Annotated in this window: 19 protein-coding genes and 4 tRNA genes; 14 read left to right on the forward strand and 9 right to left on the reverse strand. The window is 30.2% G+C overall.

The window, feature by feature from the left end; translation table 11 throughout:
• Nucleotide 1 precedes the first annotated feature (1 nt).
• A complete protein-coding gene (gene ilvD / locus FJR47_RS09025) occupies nucleotides 2-1,687 on the reverse strand; it encodes a dihydroxy-acid dehydratase (protein WP_152300114.1) in 1,686 nt (561 codons plus the stop codon).
• A 144-nt stretch (nucleotides 1,688-1,831) separates the two neighbouring features.
• On the opposite strand from ilvD, the gene FJR47_RS09030 reads away from it, so the two are divergent.
• The 6 genes from FJR47_RS09030 to FJR47_RS09055 all read left to right on the forward strand — a co-directional run bounded on the left by FJR47_RS09030 (nucleotide 1,832) and on the right by FJR47_RS09055 (nucleotide 4,900).
• Nucleotides 1,832-1,906, forward strand: a tRNA-Gly gene (locus FJR47_RS09030).
• A 39-nt stretch (nucleotides 1,907-1,945) separates the two neighbouring features.
• Nucleotides 1,946-2,032: transfer RNA gene (locus FJR47_RS09035), tRNA-Leu, on the forward strand.
• 22 nt (nucleotides 2,033-2,054) lie between these two features.
• A tRNA-Cys gene (locus tag FJR47_RS09040) sits at nucleotides 2,055-2,128 on the forward strand.
• 36 nt (nucleotides 2,129-2,164) lie between these two features.
• Nucleotides 2,165-2,253: transfer RNA gene (locus FJR47_RS09045), tRNA-Ser, on the forward strand.
• A 732-nt stretch (nucleotides 2,254-2,985) separates the two neighbouring features.
• Nucleotides 2,986-3,987 (forward strand): replication initiation protein, encoded by a 1,002-nt coding sequence (locus FJR47_RS09050; protein WP_152300115.1) that lies wholly within the window; start codon nucleotides 2,986-2,988, stop codon nucleotides 3,985-3,987.
• Entirely contained in the window at nucleotides 3,980-4,900 is a 921-nt protein-coding gene (locus tag FJR47_RS09055) for a DNA-primase RepB domain-containing protein (protein ID WP_152300116.1), read from the forward strand. Before FJR47_RS09050 ends, FJR47_RS09055 begins: the two co-directional genes overlap by 8 nt.
• Nucleotides 4,901-5,032: 132 nt before the next feature.
• Here FJR47_RS09055 and FJR47_RS09060 read toward each other — a convergent pair whose 3' ends face one another.
• Nucleotides 5,033-5,230 (reverse strand): hypothetical protein, encoded by a 198-nt coding sequence (locus FJR47_RS09060; protein ID WP_152300117.1) that lies wholly within the window; start codon nucleotides 5,228-5,230, stop codon nucleotides 5,033-5,035.
• A gap of 243 nt (nucleotides 5,231-5,473) precedes the next feature.
• Here FJR47_RS09060 and FJR47_RS09065 point away from each other — a divergent pair, with 243 nt between their 5' ends.
• On the forward strand, nucleotides 5,474-7,666 hold the full coding sequence (locus FJR47_RS09065; protein WP_152300118.1) for a hypothetical protein: 2,193 nt from the start codon (nucleotides 5,474-5,476) through the stop codon (nucleotides 7,664-7,666).
• 231 nt (nucleotides 7,667-7,897) lie between these two features.
• Here the strand turns inward: FJR47_RS09065 and FJR47_RS09070 are convergent, their stop codons facing one another.
• Entirely contained in the window at nucleotides 7,898-9,136 is a 1,239-nt protein-coding gene (locus FJR47_RS09070) for a tyrosine-type recombinase/integrase (protein WP_152300119.1), read from the reverse strand.
• 173 nt (nucleotides 9,137-9,309) lie between these two features.
• The gene (putP, locus tag FJR47_RS09075) at nucleotides 9,310-10,788 is read right to left on the reverse strand and encodes a sodium/proline symporter PutP (protein WP_152300120.1); all 1,479 of its coding nucleotides are present in this window, start codon (nucleotides 10,786-10,788) and stop codon (nucleotides 9,310-9,312) included.
• 227 nt (nucleotides 10,789-11,015) lie between these two features.
• On the opposite strand from putP, the gene FJR47_RS09080 reads away from it, so the two are divergent.
• The 3 genes from FJR47_RS09080 to FJR47_RS09090 all read left to right on the forward strand — a co-directional run bounded on the left by FJR47_RS09080 (nucleotide 11,016) and on the right by FJR47_RS09090 (nucleotide 12,486).
• Nucleotides 11,016-11,525 (forward strand): lipocalin family protein, encoded by a 510-nt coding sequence (locus FJR47_RS09080; RefSeq protein ID WP_152300121.1) that lies wholly within the window; start codon nucleotides 11,016-11,018, stop codon nucleotides 11,523-11,525.
• Nucleotides 11,526-11,618: 93 nt separating this feature from the next.
• A complete protein-coding gene (locus FJR47_RS09085) occupies nucleotides 11,619-11,942 on the forward strand; it encodes a hypothetical protein (RefSeq protein WP_152300122.1) in 324 nt (107 codons plus the stop codon).
• A 112-nt stretch (nucleotides 11,943-12,054) separates the two neighbouring features.
• Entirely contained in the window at nucleotides 12,055-12,486 is a 432-nt protein-coding gene (locus FJR47_RS09090) for a hypothetical protein (RefSeq protein WP_152300123.1), read from the forward strand.
• Here FJR47_RS09090 and FJR47_RS09095 read toward each other — a convergent pair.
• The gene (locus FJR47_RS09095; protein WP_152300124.1) at nucleotides 12,479-13,366 is read right to left on the reverse strand and encodes a ketopantoate reductase family protein; all 888 of its coding nucleotides are present in this window, start codon (nucleotides 13,364-13,366) and stop codon (nucleotides 12,479-12,481) included. The two genes, FJR47_RS09090 and FJR47_RS09095, sit on opposite strands and share 8 nt — an antisense overlap.
• Nucleotides 13,367-13,538: 172 nt before the next feature.
• On the opposite strand from FJR47_RS09095, the gene FJR47_RS09100 reads away from it, so the two are divergent.
• From FJR47_RS09100 to FJR47_RS09110, 3 genes are all read left to right on the forward strand, one after another.
• Entirely contained in the window at nucleotides 13,539-14,240 is a 702-nt protein-coding gene (locus FJR47_RS09100; RefSeq protein ID WP_152300125.1) for a peroxiredoxin, read from the forward strand.
• 189 nt (nucleotides 14,241-14,429) lie between these two features.
• Complete coding sequence (locus FJR47_RS09105) at nucleotides 14,430-14,849, forward strand: FKBP-type peptidyl-prolyl cis-trans isomerase (protein ID WP_152300126.1); 420 nt, start codon at nucleotides 14,430-14,432, stop codon at nucleotides 14,847-14,849.
• 74 nt (nucleotides 14,850-14,923) lie between these two features.
• Complete coding sequence (locus FJR47_RS09110) at nucleotides 14,924-15,121, forward strand: hypothetical protein (protein WP_152300127.1); 198 nt, start codon at nucleotides 14,924-14,926, stop codon at nucleotides 15,119-15,121.
• Here FJR47_RS09110 and FJR47_RS09115 read toward each other — a convergent pair.
• Both FJR47_RS09115 and ahbA read right to left on the reverse strand, forming a co-directional pair.
• On the reverse strand, nucleotides 15,118-15,807 hold the full coding sequence (locus FJR47_RS09115; protein WP_152300128.1) for a Rossmann-fold NAD(P)-binding domain-containing protein: 690 nt from the start codon (nucleotides 15,805-15,807) through the stop codon (nucleotides 15,118-15,120). The two genes, FJR47_RS09110 and FJR47_RS09115, sit on opposite strands and share 4 nt — an antisense overlap.
• 27 nt (nucleotides 15,808-15,834) lie before the next feature.
• A complete protein-coding gene (gene ahbA / locus FJR47_RS09120) occupies nucleotides 15,835-16,833 on the reverse strand; it encodes a siroheme decarboxylase subunit alpha (RefSeq protein ID WP_152300129.1) in 999 nt (332 codons plus the stop codon).
• A gap of 133 nt (nucleotides 16,834-16,966) precedes the next feature.
• On the opposite strand from ahbA, the gene FJR47_RS09125 reads away from it, so the two are divergent.
• A complete protein-coding gene (locus FJR47_RS09125) occupies nucleotides 16,967-17,536 on the forward strand; it encodes a precorrin-2 dehydrogenase/sirohydrochlorin ferrochelatase family protein (protein ID WP_152300130.1) in 570 nt (189 codons plus the stop codon).
• Between the two features lie 87 nt (nucleotides 17,537-17,623).
• Here the strand turns inward: FJR47_RS09125 and FJR47_RS09130 are convergent, their stop codons facing one another.
• A complete protein-coding gene (locus FJR47_RS09130; RefSeq protein ID WP_152300131.1) occupies nucleotides 17,624-18,829 on the reverse strand; it encodes an MFS transporter in 1,206 nt (401 codons plus the stop codon).
• Complete coding sequence (locus tag FJR47_RS09135; RefSeq protein ID WP_152300132.1) at nucleotides 18,822-19,718, reverse strand: glycosyl transferase; 897 nt, start codon at nucleotides 19,716-19,718, stop codon at nucleotides 18,822-18,824. Before FJR47_RS09135 ends, FJR47_RS09130 begins: the two co-directional genes overlap by 8 nt.
• Nucleotides 19,719-19,849: the final 131 nt, after the last annotated feature.

Below are 19,849 nucleotides of genomic sequence, written 5' to 3' on the forward strand. Positions count from 1 at the left end.
TTTACAATTCAGTTTTTAAAACTGCGCCGTTTGAAGCGTTTGAAACTAAAAGTGAATATCGCTTAAGCCATTTTGACGCAATCTCTTTTTTTATAGGCTTCCAGTGAAGACGGCGCTGTTCAAGAACTTCATAATTAACATTAAGTTCAAGTAGATGTTTATCAACATCAAGCTCTATCTCATCACCGTCTTCTATAAGTGCTATCAAACCACCTTCTGCGGCTTCAGGTGAAACATGACCAATACTAGCACCTTTAGTTGCTCCGGAAAATCTTCCATCAGTAATAAGTGCTACACTGCTTCCAAGACCCATGCCTTGAATAAGTGCCGTTGGAGCAAGCATCTCCTGCATACCAGGACCTCCTTTTGGACCCTCATAACGAATAACCACAACACTGCCAGGCTTTACTTTATGGCTCATTATTCCTGCAATTGCTTCATTTTGAGAGTTAAAACAGATTGCTTTACCTTTGAACTGTCTCATATTTGCTTCAATTCCGGCAGTTTTTACAACAGCTCCTTCTTCAGCAAGATTTCCAAAAAGAATTGAAAGTCCTCCTACTGGAGAAAATGCATTTTCATTTGTATGAATAATATTTTCATCTAAAATCTTAGCATCTTTTATGCGTTCTCCAAGTGTCTCTCCTGTTACAGTAGGATTGTCTAAATAGAGTAGCCCTCCTCTACGACTTACCTCTTTCATTACAGCATTTACTCCGCCTGCACGGTTAATATCATCCATATGAACAGTTGTTAATGATGGAGATATTTTAGCTATGTGTGCTACTTTATCAGCAATTTCATTGATTTGAGTGATATCAAAATCTACTCCAGCCTCTTTTGCGATTGCCAGCATGTGCAAAACAGTATTTGAACTTCCGCCCATAGCCATATCTACAACAAATGCATTATGAATAGCTTTTTCATTGAGCACATTTTTTAAATTATATTTACTATCATCAGCCTTTGCCATCTCTACAATTCTCTTAGCCGCTTTTTTAACCAGCTCAATTCTTGCAGGTGTCATTGCTAAAATAGTGCCGTTGCCCGGGAGCGCAATTCCCATTGTTTCACACAAAGTATTCATAGAGTTTGCCGTAAACATTCCAGAACAGCTTCCTCCACTTGGACATGCATTGCATTCTATATCATAAAGCTCTTCATCACTCATTTTTCCTTCATTGTATTGTCCAACAGCTTCAAATGCGGTAGAGAGATCTATCGGAGTTCCATCCTTCTTATGACCCGCCGGCATCGGACCGCCTGAAACAAAAACTGTAGGAACATTTACTCTAAGTGCTCCCATAATCATACCAGGAACAATTTTGTCACAGTTTGGTATACATATCATTGCATCAAGTTTATGAGCATTCATAACAGTTTCAATAGAGTCTGCAATTATTTCACGAGAAGGGAGAGAGTAAAGCATTCCATCATGACCCATTGCTATTCCGTCGTCAACACCTATAGTATTAAACACAAACGGCACCCCGCCAGCTTCTCGAATAGCTTCTTTTACAATTTCACCGTATTCGTGTAAGAAAAAATGTCCAGGAATAATGTCTATATAACTGTTTGCTATTCCAATAAACGGCTTATCAAAATCTTCATCTTTTAATCCTGTTGCTCGAAGCAGTGAGCGGTGAGGAGCCTTATCAAACCCCTTTTTTATGGTGTCACTTCTCATTAAAAATCCTTCAATCTATTATTGTTATCTTTTATTATAAGTATGATTATACCATTTTTTTTAAATTTTTTTACAAAAACTCTTTACAAACAAAAATAAAATGGCTATAATTCCGCTCACTTAAAAAAAATAAGTGTAAAAACTGCGGGAATAGCTCAGTGGTAGAGCACAACCTTGCCAAGGTTGGGGTCGCGAGTTCGAACCTCGTTTCCCGCTCCATTTTTAAATTATTAACTGTTAAAAAAGACACCCAACAATGCCCGGGTGGCGAAATCGGTAGACGCAGGGGACTTAAAATCCCCCGGTAGCAATACTGTGCCGGTTCAAGTCCGGCCTCGGGCACCATTGATTTTTAGATGTTTTGACTGGTGCCATCGCCAAGTGGTAAGGCCGCAGCCTGCAAAGCTGCTATCCCCAGTTCAAATCTGGGTGGCACCTCCAGTTATTGACTTAAAAAATCTTTTCAAATATAAATGTGGATCTTTGGCAGAGTTGGTCGATTGCACCGGTCTTGAAAACCGGCGAGGGTTATACCTCCCAGAGTTCGAATCTCTGAGGATCCACCATTCACAAACCCCCTAAATACCGACATTTAAAGACATTCAGAAACTTCAATTTAAGAAATATACTACATATATACTACTTTATATACTACTTTCGTTTAATTTTTCACTTTTATATATATTCTTAATTCAATCAAAAACACACTTAAAAACGATTTTATTAACCAGTTCAATGATTTATATTATTTATTGAAATTTTGCGGAACTGTTGAAGTTATCACTAATTGATTAATTATTTAATAGATTCTTGTATTCTTTTCTCTTTTCTTCTTTCTGTCCTCAATTTTGAAAAAATTGAAATGTTATACAACACCTATAAAGTGAAAATGATTTTAAAGAATTATCATTCTTTTCTAATCTAATATCAAAAACTTTACTATCTTAATCTATATTATATATCTTACTATATATTGGGGGGTTCTGTTTTTATAAGGTTTTATGGGTGGTTCAAAGATAAACTATCTTCTTTTTGTAGTCGTCTATCTTCTTTTTGTAGTCGTCTATCTTTTTTTTGTAGTCGTCTATCTTCTTTTTGTAGTCGTCTAATTTTCTTTCACATAATTGATTATATGTAAAATTCTCTTTTTTAGTATCTTTAACAAACTCCTATAAATAGACATCCTTAAAAGAATTTTTAGAAAACTTCTTTTTTTTATAAAAAGGAGAAATAAAATACTATAATAATTATAACTTATAAATTATATCAAATATTTTATAAAAAAGAAGGGAAATTCAATGAGTAAAATACAATCAATAATAAAAGATATTATTAAAACAGATAAGAAACAAACTAAATCATTATCAAAAATAAATGAAAACTATACTGTTCCAGTTGTTTATAATGATATTCCAATAGAAGAAAAAACTTTTCATAAAAGTAATAGAATTATTAAAGGGAAAACTAATATTAAAATATCTAAACACACTCACAATTTAGGTAATTTTCTTTATAGAGAGATGAATATAAGAATGAAGAAAAACAATAATGTTTTAGATGATAATGAGATAACTATTCCATTATCATCAATGAAGAAAGAATTAAAGATAACAACTGATAGTTATGAAAAAATCATTAAGAAATCAATGGAAGAATTAAAAGATGGAACTATTGAATTAGAATATTATACAGATAAACAAGGTAGAAGTTTTGATTATGTAGTTATGTCTTTAATATCAGGGTTTGATAAAGAACGACTATCAAATGGGGAAGTTATTTATAATATAGAAGTTAGTAAGAAAATGATTAAATTTTTAAATGAAAATTCAGGAGGTAATTACACTTTAATTCCTTCAAAATATACTGCTATTTTACAAGGTATTAAACAAATCAAACTTTATGAATACTGTAAGCAATATGTAGGTTTTAGAGGAGGGAAAATACCACCCTTAACATTAGATAAGTTAAATGTTATTTTTCAAAGTAATTATCAGTATCTATCAAAAGCAAAAGAACAGATTACAAAAAGCTTAAAAAATATCAATACTAAAACAGATATTACAATTGCTTTTATTCAAACTGATAATAAAAAGGTTATTGAACTTTTAGTAGTTGAAAATGAAAGAGGAACAAAAGATAGACAACAACTAAAAAAGAGAAAAGAAATGTTAGAGAAAAGTAAGGGAAATGGTGTATATAAATTTAAAAATACAGAAGAAGAGAACGACATTATAAATAATTTATTAGGGGAGAATAATGAAAAATATATTGAACTTTCAAAAGGTTTCTTAAATGAATAATTTTATAAATGATTACTTTATTCCAAATGAATATTTTTATATATTCCTTTTGAATAGAGTTGAAACAGAAATTAATTATAAAGGTGTTGAAGTTAAGAAAACAAGGGAATATAAACATAATTTACAATCTTTTAATAAATGGTATTCAAAGTTTCTAAAAATGAATAAAAACCATAACTGGGACATTTATTTCAGTATCAACCCATTTAAAGAAGATACCAATAACAGATATGAAATTAATGTTAATAGTTATAAATCTTTATTTTTTGATATTGATTTAGACGGAGAAGAAATATCTAAAAAAATAATATCTGTATTAGGACAATCAACTTACACAATTAGAACAAGTGAAGATAAGTATCAATTAATTTATCAGTTAGATAAATCATTTAAAGGAAGTTTTGAAGAACTTAAAGAACATAAAGAAGTTTTGAAAAAATTAACATATCACTTTAAAACAGATAATACCTTTGATTTAGCAAGAGTAGGAAGAATTCCAAATCTAATAAATAATAAGAATAATTTTGAAATAAAATATAAAAATAATAATATTAAATATGATATTAAACACTTCAAAAAGTATATTGAAGATAATAATATTGTATTACCTACTAAAACACCAAATAAGGTATCAAAAACGAATAATTCTAATAAAGTTAATAAAGTATATGAAGATAATGTTTTATACGATTATATTGATTATACGAAGTATTTGAAATCTTATAACTACTTCAAAAAATATAATAAAGATTTATCGAAAGTTGATTTTACATTTATTAAAAGGTGGAAAAATGAACTGGAGGAAGATTTTGAAAATATCTTATCAGTTTTAAGGTATTGTAGAAGTGATTTAATGACTAAACACGGACACGAAATAGAAAGATACATATTAAATAAAATAGAACAATCTTAACAACTCCCTTGATAGTTTATCAAACCAAAACTCATATTTGCTAAGTTTGTATATTTTTTGGTTATTTAAGTATTTTCAATTTTTTCAAAATTGAGGATGAAAAGAAAGAAAGAGAATTGTTTATTATTCTTCTTATCTGGGATATTTTTCGGATTGTTCATTTAATAATGTAATCACTTCCATTATTTCTTCAAATTGAGAACTATCCCAATCCAAATCATTATTAGTCAATTCCTTTTGTAATTCAAATTTTAGATCCCAAATATCATTTTTAATATTTTCCCATTTTTCTTCAAATTCCTCAGATACATATAAATTTAATACTTCCATTTTATTCCTTTAAATTAATTTTATTATTATAACTAAAATTCAACAACCACCGCGTCAAAACCTATTAAGAGAAAGTAAAAACACTTCTATATAATTTATAAAAAGATTTTAGAAATATTTATATATGTTATTCCCTATTCCTTATTTTCCATTTTTTCTACTTCGTGAAAAAATTGAAATTAAGGGGGAAATCACTTTTTACAAAGTAATCAAAATCTTTTTTAAAAATATAAGGATTATTAAATGTCAAAATTACACCAAGGAAGCGCTTATTTATCAACTATAATTTATACCAATAGAAAATTAGCAAAATTAGCAAAAAGTTTGAGACACAGTTTGAGAGTTGAGATAGACGGTGAAAGTTCAATCAGTTATCAAAGAGATATGAAAATATTAAATTCTGTATTATTTCCAAATATGAATAATAATGAGATACAACATTTAAAAAATATGGAACCTGAATATTATTTAGATTTTATAGATAAAACTATTAAATCAAATATTGAAAAAGAAGAAGTTGTCAAAGTTGATAAAAAAGACCAACAAATGAGAAGTAAATCATTAAAATATTTGAATACCAATATCAAAGATAATAATTTTAAAGAATTATTGAATACTTTTACAGAAAAACAGACAAAGGGAAATAAAGAAGATTTAATAAAATATTTTAATAGTTTAGGACTTAAAAGAACTATTGAAAAAAACTTATATAAATATATTGAAGTAGTTGAGAAGATAGGGGGAGCAAAGAACAGAAGAGAAGCAAAGTTATCAAATGTTGAAAGAGTTGAATTTGTTGAAATGGTGGTAAAGATACCTTATGAAAATAATCAAACTTCTATAAGTAGTGAAGAAATGATTCTTTACAATCAAAGATTTTTTAATAAATATTTTCCTAATTATGAAATAGTTGTATCAGTAGGACATAATGACGAACTACACCAATTAAAAAGTGAAAAAAATATACAGAAATTAAAAGATAAAGGTATTGAATACTCCCCTAAATTATCGGGTTATCACTCCCACACTTTTATAAATACTAAAAATAAAACAACTGGGGAATTTGATTATTATAAACAACAACATTTATTAGTAAGAGAATACCTATTAAACAAAGGTATTAGTGAAGAACAAATCAATAAAGATATAGGGTTTATTAATAATAAAGGGGTAAGAGTTCAAACATTAAAACAGATTAAAAATCAGGGAGAAAATTTACAAGATTTTATATATGAAGATATAAACAAAGATTTATTTAATAAATATGGTTATGACGCAATTATAGGGTTTAATGATTTAACACCCTCACAAAAAAGAAGTATGGAAAAAGATAAAACTTTATCTATAAATAAAAGAACTTATAACGGACTAAATTTAGAAAAGGAACAACTACAACAGAGAGAGGATATCATTGAAAATATTGAGAATAATATTGAACAAGTTATTAAAGAGAAAAATAAGGAGTTAATAGAAACTTTTGAAGATATTGAAACTCAAACTATAAAAGTAAGTATTGAAAAAGTAGGGATAGAAACTGAATTATCAAAAGTTAAAGAAGATTTATTATATAAAAATGATTTAATAATTTCAATGAATGAAGATATTGACAAACTTAAAAACGATAAATCAGTAATTCAAACAACTAAATCAAACGCTGTCAAAGAAGTTAAAGAAGAAGTTAATAATGTTCTTAATTCTAATTTGACTACTTATAAAATGTTAGACAAAGAGAAATTAAAACCTTTATTATTAAAAATGGGAAAGAATCTTATTAAATATGACATATTTGAAGAAGAAATCAATAAAGAGAAAGAAAAGGTTAATAAAGAGAAGTTTGAAGAAATAAGGGGGTTAAAAGAGGAAATAAGGGGGTTAAAAGAGGAAATAAGGGGGTTAAAAGAAGAGAATGAAGATTTACCTAATAAAATAAAGGAAGCAGTAAATAATAAAGTTAATAGAATTGAATTAGATTATCTTAAAAAAGAAACCGAACTTAATGGAAAAGTTAAAGATATTGAAAATCAATTAATAAACAAAGATACTAAAATTGATAAGTTAGAAACTTCACAATTAGAATTAAACAAAGAAAACACTAAACACCTTAAAACTATCGGAAGAATGGAAGAGGAAATAAGGGGGTTAAAAGACACTATTAAAACATTATCTAATAAATATAATACATTCAAAGATAAAGTTAAGAATATTTTTACAATAAAAAATAAATCACATAAGAAAACTAAAAGAGATTTAGAGAAAGAGAAAGAAAATTTTGAAGAATATAAGGAAATATCTGAAAATATAGAACCTGGAATTAGAGATAAAATTTATTCAAAAATATTTAGTGGTTATGGTTTCGGAGTTAAAATAGAAGATACAAAATTATCTAATGAAACAGATTTAGAAAATAATAAAAAATCTTCTCATAAACAGAGATAATTTTATATACCTTACTATATAATAAATTATTGATTATTGACTGCTAAAAGATAATCATAGGAACACTTATAGGGGTTTCCAATTCAGGACTTAGGTTCTGTATCTCTACACTTAACCCTTTTTAAGGGTATGAATGAACTAGTCCGTTCATTCTGTAAGTTGATATTTAAACCTATTATCTTTATAATTATTATAGGTTTATTTTTATACAAAATCTTAAAATTATTAATATTAATCAAATATAGAAGATAATAATTTATTTGTTTCAGTTGATAAACTATTATTATTTAAACTTAAATAATCTTCTGTTTGTTTAATACTACTATGATTTAACAAAGTCATAATATCGTATATATTAGAACCCTGTAACGCAAGATTTGTTGCTACACTTCTTCTTAAAGTATGAAAATTAACTACAAAATCTCTATCATTATTATTAGATTTATCTAAATTTTGATTAAATAATTCGTCCATAATTTCATATACTTTCTCAGGTATTTCACATAATGGTTGTTGAGGAATTTTTCTATCGTTTTCATTAGTAGGTTGAATTAAATAATCATTCCCATTTATATTTTTTAATATTTTTTTATCTAACCACTCTATACTCTCTTTATTCAATTGAATAACATAATATTTACTAGATTTAAAATTATTTAATCTAATTTGTTTATTCTTAATATCTATATCTTTTTTTTGAATATTTAAAATTGTTCTTGCTCTTCCTGCTGTCAATACAGCTAAATAAACAGATAAATAAACATTAAAATTACTTTCATATTCTTTACATTTATTCAATAATAATTTTAATTCTTCTGTATTTAGATATCTTACTCTTGTTCTTTTAGGATTTTTTACTTTAATATATTGAAATGGGTTGATACTTATATATTCTTGTTCCATTCCTTTATTTACTATCGTTTTTATCAAAGAAACAATAACAGAAACACTTTTTTGAGATAAATTATTATTTGTTAATTCTAAATCTACAAATCTATTAATATCAACTTTTGTAATTGAATCAAAGTTCATTTTGGCTATTTTACTATTACTAACATTTTTATTATATTTTTGACTTTCACTCTTTAAATTAGTTAATTTCCTTTTGATAATTTCATTTTCAAAAAATTCGTCATTACTAAGATAGTTATATTCTTGTTTTAACTTTGAAATCATTTGAATTTTTCTACTATTGAAATAATTTTCAGCTAAAATATTTAATGTATATGTAGAGTTAGGAGTATTGAAAGAGTTTTCTTCAACTTCTTCTTTAACTTCTATCATTCTAATACAATCTTTTATATTTTTATTACTATGTAAAGACTTTGTAAATAGTTTTCTTCTCTTTGGTTTTTTAGTCTCTTTATCTCTGTAATTATGATAATAAGTATAATCTCCATTCTTTGATTTTCTTACTAAAATTGAATGTCCTACTGATACATATTTCCCCTCTTCTATCTCCATTCCCATATTACAAACCTTTATTTGATATACTACATTATATACTACTTTTCTTTAAGATTTGGTTGCTTTTTGATAGTAATTTTGTTATAATATCCCTGTTTATAGGGGTTTGATAAAATTCACGGGAGAGTTCGAATCTCTGAGGGTCCACCACCTATTACTTCAAAAAACACACTTAATTAGCTTTTAGACTCTTTCAATTTCTCTTGAACTTCATTAAATACCTCTTCAACATTTTCAGAATTTTTAGAACCTATTTTACTAAACACTAATATAGCAATCCAAGCAGCTATAAAGCCTGGAAGGAGTTCATACAAATCAAAAATACCTCCAACTAGTTGTTTGTATATTATAACTGTTAGAGAACCAACTATCATTCCCGCGATAGCTCCATTTTTAGTTATGGACTTATTGTAAAGAGAAAGAATAATAAGCGGACCAAATGCAGCACCAAATCCTGCCCATGCATAGGACACAAGTTTTAATACACTGGAGTTCTCATCTGTGGAGATGTACCATGCAATGAGAGCAATAGCTATTACTGTAACTCTTCCCACCCATACAAGTTCTTTATCACTTGCATCTTTTCTAAATATGGCATGATAAAGATCTCTTGTAAGAACAGAAGAGGAGACGAGCAATTGAGAGTCAACAGTGCTCATAATTGCCGCCAAGATTGCTGCGAGTAAAAAGCCTGCTATCCATGGGTTGAAAAGAAGTTGAGAGAGTGTTATAAAAATTTTTTCGCTGTCTTGAAGCTCCACTCCGTGTGATACTACATATGCTAATCCAAAAAATCCTACTGCCAATGAACCGATAACCGAGACAACCATCCATGTCATGCCTATGGTTTTTGCACGCTCCATCTCATCTTCATGGCGAATAGACATAAAACGAACCAAAATGTGCGGCTGACCAAAGTAACCCAGACCCCAGGCCATTAAAGAGATAACCCCAATTATAGATGCTCCGCTAAAAATATCCAGATTTGAGGGATCAATAGATTCTATAATTTTGAGTCCCTCACTTAAGCCGCCAATATCTGAAAGAACAACAAAAGGCACAACGACTAATGCAAGCATCATAAGTATGCCCTGAATAAAATCTGTCCAACTTACTGCATTGTAGCCGCCTAAAAAAGTGTAAGAGACTATAATAAAACTTCCAACAATAAGTGCTGTATCATAGTCAAGATGAAAAGTTGCCTCAAAGAGTTTTGCACCACCGACAAGTCCTGAAGAGGTATAAAGAGTGTAAAAGATAAGAATAACTACAGCCGTTACAACCCGAAGAGAATCACCTTTTTCATTAAAGCGGTTTGAGAAATAGTCAGGAATAGTAATCGCATCTTGAAGATAATGGGTGTAAACACGAAGCGGTTTTGCCACATAATGCCAGTTAAGATATGCCCCGACTATAAGACCCACAGCTATCCAACTTCCGACAAGACCCTGAGAGTACATCATACCAGGAAGCCCTAAAAGCAGCCATCCGCTCATGTCCGATGCTCCAGCACTCAGCGCTGTAACTCCTGGACCTAAATTTCGTCCTCCTAAAACAAAGTCACTCAAATCATCTGTTTTAAAATAAAAATAAAATCCTATCCCTACCATTATTAGCATATAAGCTATAAATGAAATAATTACCGGTGTTTCCATATTTTATGTCTTTCCTTATATTATGTATTTCCTTATTGTGGGTTTGAAACATTATATCAATATTACGAAAATCCTCCAAATGAATCCATAAAAGGCCGATAATAAATTTATCAGCTCCTTTTTGATGTCAAAAAAATTGTTAAAATTGGCATAAAAATAAAACCTTATAAGCTCTTTTTTATGATATCCTCCATAAACTTTAACAACGGAAATAAAAAGGATTTTAAATGAAGCGTATTGTATTGGCATTGAGTTTTCTCTTATCACTTGTTGGCTGCACAAAACAGTATGAACCTCTCCCCACTGTAGATTCGGTAGATCTGCAAAAATATTTCGGAAAATGGTATGAGATAGCGAGATATGATCACTCATTTGAAAAAGGTTGCAGCAATGTAAATGCAACATACACTTTTAAAGAAGATTCAAAGATAAAGGTTTTAAACCAGTGTTTTAAAAACAATGCGCTAAGCAAAGCCGTAGGAAAAGCTTACGCTGTAGACAATACAAACGCAAAACTAAAAGTCAGTTTTTTTGGCCCTTTTTATGGAGACTATCAGATTTTGATGCTAGATAACGACTACACTTATGCAGTAATCGGCGAGCCTTCAAGAGAGTATTTCTGGATTCTCTCTCGCACACCTACACTAGATAAAGAGACCACAAATATGATTTTAGCCAAACTTCCATTTTTAGGATATGATAAAACAAAAATTATCTGGACGATTCAAGAACAGTAAAAGCTTTAATTTTAAAATCTCATAACTATTTTGCTAATTTTGTAGATTTAACTATAATGTTTTTTTCTAAAACTTGTAAAGGAAATTAGCAAAATGGATGGAAAGATAATGATTACTTATAAAGTACTCTGCGATAATGACCTCAACCAAAAGATTTCACTTAAAGAATTGCTTAGCAATGAAAAAGTGGCAAAAGCCATAAAATCAGAGTTTGCCAAAGGGCATCGCAATATTACGCTTAATTCAACAGAAGAGGCAACGCTCAGCATTGAAACACTTAAACAGCTTCATACTGTCGAAGTATCTAAAAATGACTTTGCAGATCTTTTAAGTTTAGCAGAAGATGATGCAAACAGCAAAAAGCTCTTAAAAAAAGAGTGTTCCCGCGTAGAACTGGTTGATATTGAAACACTTTAATCAAACTATTTTAAACACAGTGTAGTTCTACAAAATATTGTCCAAAAATTTACAAATCTTCTTTACAATATACTCAACTCAAATGGGTTATATAAATTAAAGGAAACAGGCAATGGTAAAGATTTTCATCTTAACAAAGCGTTCTATTTTTTTAATAGTTTTAGTTTCAAATACAATCAACCCACTATTGGCTTCGCCTCTTTATACAGATTCAGTTTCGCAAAGCTATCAAGAAAGAGCGATTTCATACTTAGATATACAAAACTCTTTAACTTCTAAAGGGCTGCAAAAGGAGATTGCCGAGGCAAAAGTAAAAAAACTCTTCAAAGAAGATACATCACTAAAATTGGCATATCTTTACAAACATCCAGATCTTGCATTATCAAAAAACATAGTAATTGATACATTTGCAAAACAGGCTCTGTTTGACAAATATTGTGATTTAAACTCTTATGACTCTTTAGTCGGTTTTGTTCAAAGTATCCATCCAAATCTAGATAAAAAACAATTAAGTGCTATAAAACAGATTGCCAAACTTAGCTAATTCGTCGTTTTTGCAACTCTAAATACATCTTCTCCATAAAAGGAACTTCTATATTGTTCCTTTTTGCCTCTTTGACTATATAGCCGCTTAGAGTCTCAAGTTCATCTCTTTTTCTATTTTTAAAATCCAAGTGCATTGATGTGCTTGAATCATACGGAACTTTGCCTGCAGTTTGAAGTGAGTTTTCTATCTCATCATAAATATCTACCCCTTTTGTTTGTGCTACTTCTGCTATCTCTCTCAAGAGCGCTTTTGCTTCATTGTAGTGATTTTCATAAACATCTCGTATATTCGCATCATAATAGGTTGTCAAAGTTGCAAAAGCTGAAATAAATATATATTTTTTCCATACTGCCGCTTTAATATCTGATGGAATTTTATATCTTAAATTTGCTTCATCAAACACAGATGAGAGTTTTTGAACAGCATCTTTGTCTCCTCCAAAAACAGCTGCAAAAACATCCCCTTTTTTACATATAACTCCTGCTTGTTGAATATGTGAAAGTATATAAATGCATCCTTCTAAAACTTTTGCATCTGAGAGCTCTCTTAAGAGATCGGCATTTGAGACTCCGTTTGAAAAACTGATCAAAATCGAGTTTGAATCAATATGAGATGCAATTGCTTTACAAGACTCTTCAAGATCATAGCTTTTGACACAAAAAATCACTATGTCAAAATACCCATCAGCTTCCTGAAGGCTCTTCGCACAAAGATTTACCTGCCACTCTTTTTCATCTTCAACTATTTTAAGTCCGCTAGTTTGTATCTTTGCAAGATGTTCACCTCTTGCAAATCCAGCCACTTTATGAGAAGTTTTTACCAAAGATGCTGCCAAATATCCGCCAACACCGCCAAGCCCAACTATAGCTATTCTCATTTTTTCTCCTTTTTTTAAAATAAAGTTAATTTTAATATATACACTTTAGTTTAAGTCTAGTGTTTATTTTTTCATATTATAATAAAGTTAATCAAAATTAATATTGATTAAAGTTTTAAAATTTAGTAATGTTATTAAAAATTCATAAAAGAGTTTTTAAAAGGAGAAAAATATGGCTTGTGATACAGGCGTAAAAGCTAGAGAAGATAAAAAAGAAGTAGCAGAAAATAACCAAATAGAAACAAAAAAGGAGAAAAAAATGAGTTCAACAATGGTTTTAAGACAAATGCCGGAATTTAAAATGAGTGCATACGATTCAAAAACAGGTCACTATACAACGGTATCAAGTGAAGATTATAAAGGTAAGTGGACGGTGGTCTGTTTCTATCCTGCAGATTTTACATTTGTCTGTCCTACTGAGATAGCTGCTATGAATGCAAAATATGACGAGTTTCAAGAGTTAGGAGTAGAAATTCTTCCTATATCAACAGACACAAAATTCTCACACAAAAGATTTGTAGAGACTGAACCAATCTTAAAAGACTTGAAACTTACAATAGGTGCAGATACTACAAAATCTGTAGCTGAATCTTTCGGCGTGCTTATCGAAGAGGAAGGTGTTGCTTTAAGAGGAAGATTTTTATTTAATCCAGATGGTGTTTGTGTAGCTCAAGAAGTACAGGCTGACTCTGTTGGAAGAAATGTAAACGAGTTTCTAAGACAAGTAAGAGCTTGGCAACATGCAACTGCTACAGGTGAAGTTTGTCCGGCGGGATGGAGACCTGGTAAAAAAACACTTCCGGTAAACACTGATGTAGAACAGATGACCGGCAAAGTAGGTGATTATATTACTATCGAAGAGATATTGTCATAACATTTAGGTATGGATCTTCCATACCTAATCTTTTTTATAAACTTTTATAAACAAATTTTTTAAATATCTCTTTATTTTCTTGTTTATCATCAAATAAAACTAAATCAAAAATCACCTTAATATCAAACTTTAACTTTCATATAAACCTATTTTGTTATAGTGCCGCTTAACTAAAATAAAAGGAAAAGCATGGCTATTAGTAACAATCAAGTAGTTTCTATGGAGTATGAAGTAAAAGTTGAAGGAAATGTTGTTGATAGCAATGTTAATAAAGAGCCGTTAGAGTTTACTTTTGGTACGGGTCAAATCATCCCTGGATTAGAGTCCAGAATGGCAGATATGAGTGAAGGTGAAGAAGCTTCTATCGTAGTTCCAGCAAATGAAGCATACGGTGAGTATAACGAAGAAGCAATACAAAAGCTTCCAAAAGAGCAGTTTGATGGAATCGAACTATCAGCAGGTCTTCAGCTTCAAGGTCAAGGACCAGATGGCAACCCTATTCAAGTTGTTGTAAAAGAGATTTTAGACAATGAAGTAGTTATTGACTTCAATCACCCCTTAGCGGGCAAAGAGTTAAACTTTAATATCAATATACTCTCTGTAAAATAAAGGGCTTTTTTAGCTCTTTATTTTTATTATTTATTTAAAAATTTATAGCATAATTATCAAAAACGAGGTTTGGTATGGGATGGACATGTCAACATGATCACAAAGGATATTGTAAATTACTTCAAAAAGAGTGTGTGCCAGGAACAAAAGGGTGCATCCTAAAACGCAGTGAGTATATATTTAGCACAGGAAGTTTTGAAGAAGATAAAAAAGCGGCTGAAAAAAAGAGCAGTGAAGAGATTGATTTTGCCGCTTTAGCCAGAAGCAACTAATCCCAAAAATTAAGCGGATTTGGATATAAAAAAGTATAATTTAAATCTTTAATCAGCTTATGAGACAAAACCCTGCGTTTTGTCATACCTTCAAATACTCCAAGTTCAAATCCAAAATTTTTACTATTTTTTTTATGTATCTCAGAACGAAGAGGGTGTTTTGGAGCAACTAAATTATAAATACCTTTCGTTATATCTTTTTTTATCATCATTTTTACAATATTAATAACATCATCTTTATAAATATAGTTTACAAAACCATCGCTAAATACATTTGCATTTTTCCACTTTCCGGCAATTCTATCATCTCCCATTAAACCGCCAAGCCTTAAGATAAGAGCATTCTCTTTTGAGTTAGATACCAACTCTTCAGCCTCTTTTATAAGTGATGGTTCTGTTATCTCAAAACTCTCATCTACATCACAATCAAACTCTCTGTATATCGATGTAGAACTCATTAAAATAAGATTGCAATCAGGTTTAGTTAATGCAACTATTTTTTGAAGCGTTTTGAGATACTCATCTTTAGTATGTATGGCAATTATTATGGTGTCTCTTTTCCAAAAAGAAGAGGTATCACCAGTATGCTCTCTTGAAAAACACTCTACTTCAAAATCATCTGAGAGTTTCTTAAAAAGAGGTTTTCCAAGCCATCCGCATCCAATTATTCCTATGCTTTTTTTCATTTTTTTTTAAAACTTCTTTATAATTTTTTATTTATTATACTTCTCTTCCCAATCTTCAAATTCTGGGGTAAAATACTCTACTCTTACTTTTTTAAATTCTCGTGAACTATAAAGCGGCATATGCTCTTTTGATTCAATCTCTTCTGCCATCTCAGCAATAATCGCATTTGTCTCATCCGTACTTTTTCCATGAACCATAGTAAAAAGGTTATATGGCCAATTTGGATACTTTGGACGAAGATAACAGTGTGAAACTGCGCTAAATTCAGCAGCTTTTTTACCAATCTCCTCTCCTTTTGCTTCATCTATATCCCATACAACCATTGCATTTGCACTAAAACCTGCTTTTCTATGGTTAAGAATAGAGGCAAATCTTCTCATAACGCCAGCCTCTTGCAATTCGTTTAAAATCGAAAAAAATGTATCATAATCTATATCTAACTCTTCAACTATCTTTTTAAAAGGCTCTCTTACTATCTCTATATCATACTGAGTGCTTCTTATTATTTCATGATGAAGCGGAGTCAGCTCTATATCTTTGTATTTAGCTTTTTTTACTTTCTCTTTTTTATCATCTTTACCGGTAGTATTTAATTTTACATTGATTTTAAATAGTTTTAGTGTCGGAAGAGTGATATAGTCATCTGCTTGCACAGCGTTTGCTAAAATTTGTACAGTTTTTTCAAGCCCGAGTTTTGAATTTGGAGCTACTGCAAGTGTAAACCAAATATTAAAATCATGATTTCTCTCATAGTTGTGGGAAATGCCTGGATGAGAGTTTATTATTTTCACCGCATCATTTATCTTCTCTTCAGAAACCTTAAATGCAACCAAAGAAGATTCATACCCCAATCTTTTTGTATCAAATATCGCCGATGTTTGTCGAATAATGTTGTTATTTTTCTCTTCTTGTAAAATAGCAATAACCTCATCTTCACTACTGTTTAACTCATCAGCAATTACTTTAAACGGTCTTGCGACTAAAGGAAAATTTTTCTGAATTCGTGATAAGATTTCATCTTTCATATATTGTTCCATTCATTGTTTTATTTTATCGATTGTAGTCTAATTTGAGTAAATGCTAATTGATTTTTATCAATAAAACTTTTTTTTAAAAGTATGATATTATGTCACACAAAAGAATATAAGAAAGAAAAAAATGAATTACTTTCCAGCTTTTTTAAAACTTGATAATAAAAAAGTTCTTATTATCGGCGGCGGTTGTATAGCTTTTAAAAAATTAGAACATCTCTTAGATTTCACCTCAAACATTTCGCTTATTGCACTTGAATTCTCAAATGAAATGAGTACTGTAATTAAAGAAAAAAAACTTCATTTTGAAAAAAGAAGTTATCAAAAGGGTGATATCAAAGAGTTTGATATAGTCATTATTGCCATTGACAACATCCCGCTACAGGCTGAAATATTTGAAGAATCAAAACAGTATAAATGCCTTTGCAACTCTGTTGATTCAACAGAATATTGTGATTTTATTTTTCCCTCATATATAAAAAAAGATGATTTAACTATTGCCATATCTACATCAGGATCATCACCGGCGGTTGCAAAACATTTAAAAAGATATCTTCAAAAACTAATACCTTCTAATATATGCGAATTTTTGCAAGAGATGAAAGAGTTAAGAAAAACTTTGCCAAAAGGCAAAGAGAGAATGAAAATACTTGATAAAAAAGCACAAAATTATATCAACAGCTGGAGTGATAAATAAATTATAGAAAAGCTGTGATATTATGGATTAAGCTGAAAAAAAACAGACCAAAAATCATCTTATTTTAAAAAAAGATCTCTACAACATCTAATCTTTTAATTTAAAAGACAAATATAATGCTGCAAGAAGCACCATTATTGAACTGCCATAAAGCACTGTATAGTTTAAATAGTGCAAAATTACCCCGCCGATAATTGAAAAAAATAGACCCAAAGAGACGATGTTCATCTGAAGAGCAATGTAAACAGGTCTTTTTTCAGCAGGTGCAATCTTTAATATAAGATTGCTAGATGCTATACGATTACCATCAATTGAAGCACCGATTAAAAAAAAGATAATCATATACTCATATAAAGAAGTCGCATAAACTGCTAAAATAACAGCAAAAACATGCATTATTATTGAAAATTTTGCCGTTAATGTGTTTCGCCCTTTTCCGCTCAGATTACCCCATAAAAAGTTGCTAATCATTGCGCCTACCATTTGTGTTGTTATCAAAGAACCAATTGCCACACCTCCAAGGTCTATCTTTTGCTTGGCATCAAGTATGATAAATGGCAAAGCGATAAGATATCCGTATGCTAAAAGAAAGGTAACAACCTGTATTTGCAAATTCTTATCCGCTTTTAAAAGCAGATAGGAATTTTGTAAAAACTCTTTAAATGTTCTCTCTTTTTTAGAAACTTCTTTTTTTATCGGTTCATCAACTAAAGAAAAAGCAAAAAAACCAAAACCCATAATAAAAGAACTTATTATAAAAAGATAGCCGTAGCTTTGCGGTGCATCAAACGATTCAAGTATCCATGCTGCAAAAGCACCGCTTAAAAGTCCTCCTGCTCCGCTGAAAAACTGACGATATGCCATAGTTTTTCCACGAAATTTATGAGAAAAAATCTTCGCCATTATCTCTCTAAAATAGATTGCTGCAAAACCTGCACTAAAGGAGAACATAAAAAGTCCAAATCCGATAGAAGCCAGTGTTATATTTGGATAATTTTCACCAAAAAGAATAATGGCAACGCCGATAAAAAACCATGATATAAATCTAATAAAAAAGATTTTACGCAGATATGGCAGCATACGGGTATAGCTCTGTGCATGAAATGCGGCAAAAAGCTGCACTACGACAGCTCCGCCTCGAAGCAAAGATGCAAAAAATCCGACAAGCATAGAACTTCCGCCAAAATAATTTACAATAAGAGGTAAAATAGTTGACGGTTCAGCAATCGTTGTCCCAATTGCCAAAAAAAATCCATGTAAAATATTTTTTATATGATTAGAGAACTTATCCATTTAGTTTTTCATAAGCTTCATCTATACTACTGGCTTTTTGTGCCACAAAAAGAAAAACAGCCGCATTTAATCGTGCCAGCTTTAATAAACCATCAGAGGGATTGTTTGTCTGCTCCAAGGACTCTTGCAAAGTTATTTTTTCCCAAGATTTTGAATAATTTATACCATAATATTGCGGATCTACTATAAACTCTTCAACATCAGATCCATTTACAATCCATAAACGCCCTTTGCTAAAGAGTTCAGGAGTTCCCTCATTCCCTTGAATTAAGGCAAGTCTTTTATATTTATGAGCAAAAATTTCAACATATTTTTTTACAAACGGTTTATGGAATACTCCCGTGATTGCGTATTCGCTCTCTCCTACATGTGTCAATTTCTCAATTGTATTTAATCCCGTACGAAGACCGAGTCTCATGCGAAGGTCTGTTAAATTATGCATCTCTTTAAAAAAATCTGCTCTGTCAAAATAGTATATATTTTTATTCAGTTTTATATTTGTTGCGACTTCTTTTAGTGTAATCCCTTTTTTTGCAGGTGCTAAATCATCTCCGACGACTACAAGATTCAAAGCTGAGTTTTCTAAAACTTTTGCAATAAGAGGAAACATAAAAGGGTTATTTACCTTACCGTCAAAGGGGTATCCCAGTTCTATAGAATTTGCCACCGGTGTTTTTTCAATAAACATATCACATGCTTCAACAACACCTCTAAATTCTTGTGTTGTTTCAGGCTTGAGTCTCCATCCAAGTAAAAAAGCAGCTATCTGCTCACTATAAACTGATTGATTTAAAATCTGACTCATCATATCTTTTGATTCTTCAAAAGTTAAATCTCTATTAGCTTTTGCTCCGGTTCCTACTGCATGAATATACTTAAAAAAATCCATTTTTCTCTACTTTTAAATTTTTTATTTTTTCGTATGATATAACTATTTGCTTAATATGAAATAATAAAAGAGATATTAAATTATGAAAGAGAGTTTTATTTAGTACAAAATTTTTATTATATTTATAATAC

Source organism: Sulfurimonas xiamenensis, assembly GCF_009258045.1.
GTDB classification, from domain to species: domain Bacteria; phylum Campylobacterota; class Campylobacteria; order Campylobacterales; family Sulfurimonadaceae; genus Sulfurimonas; species Sulfurimonas xiamenensis.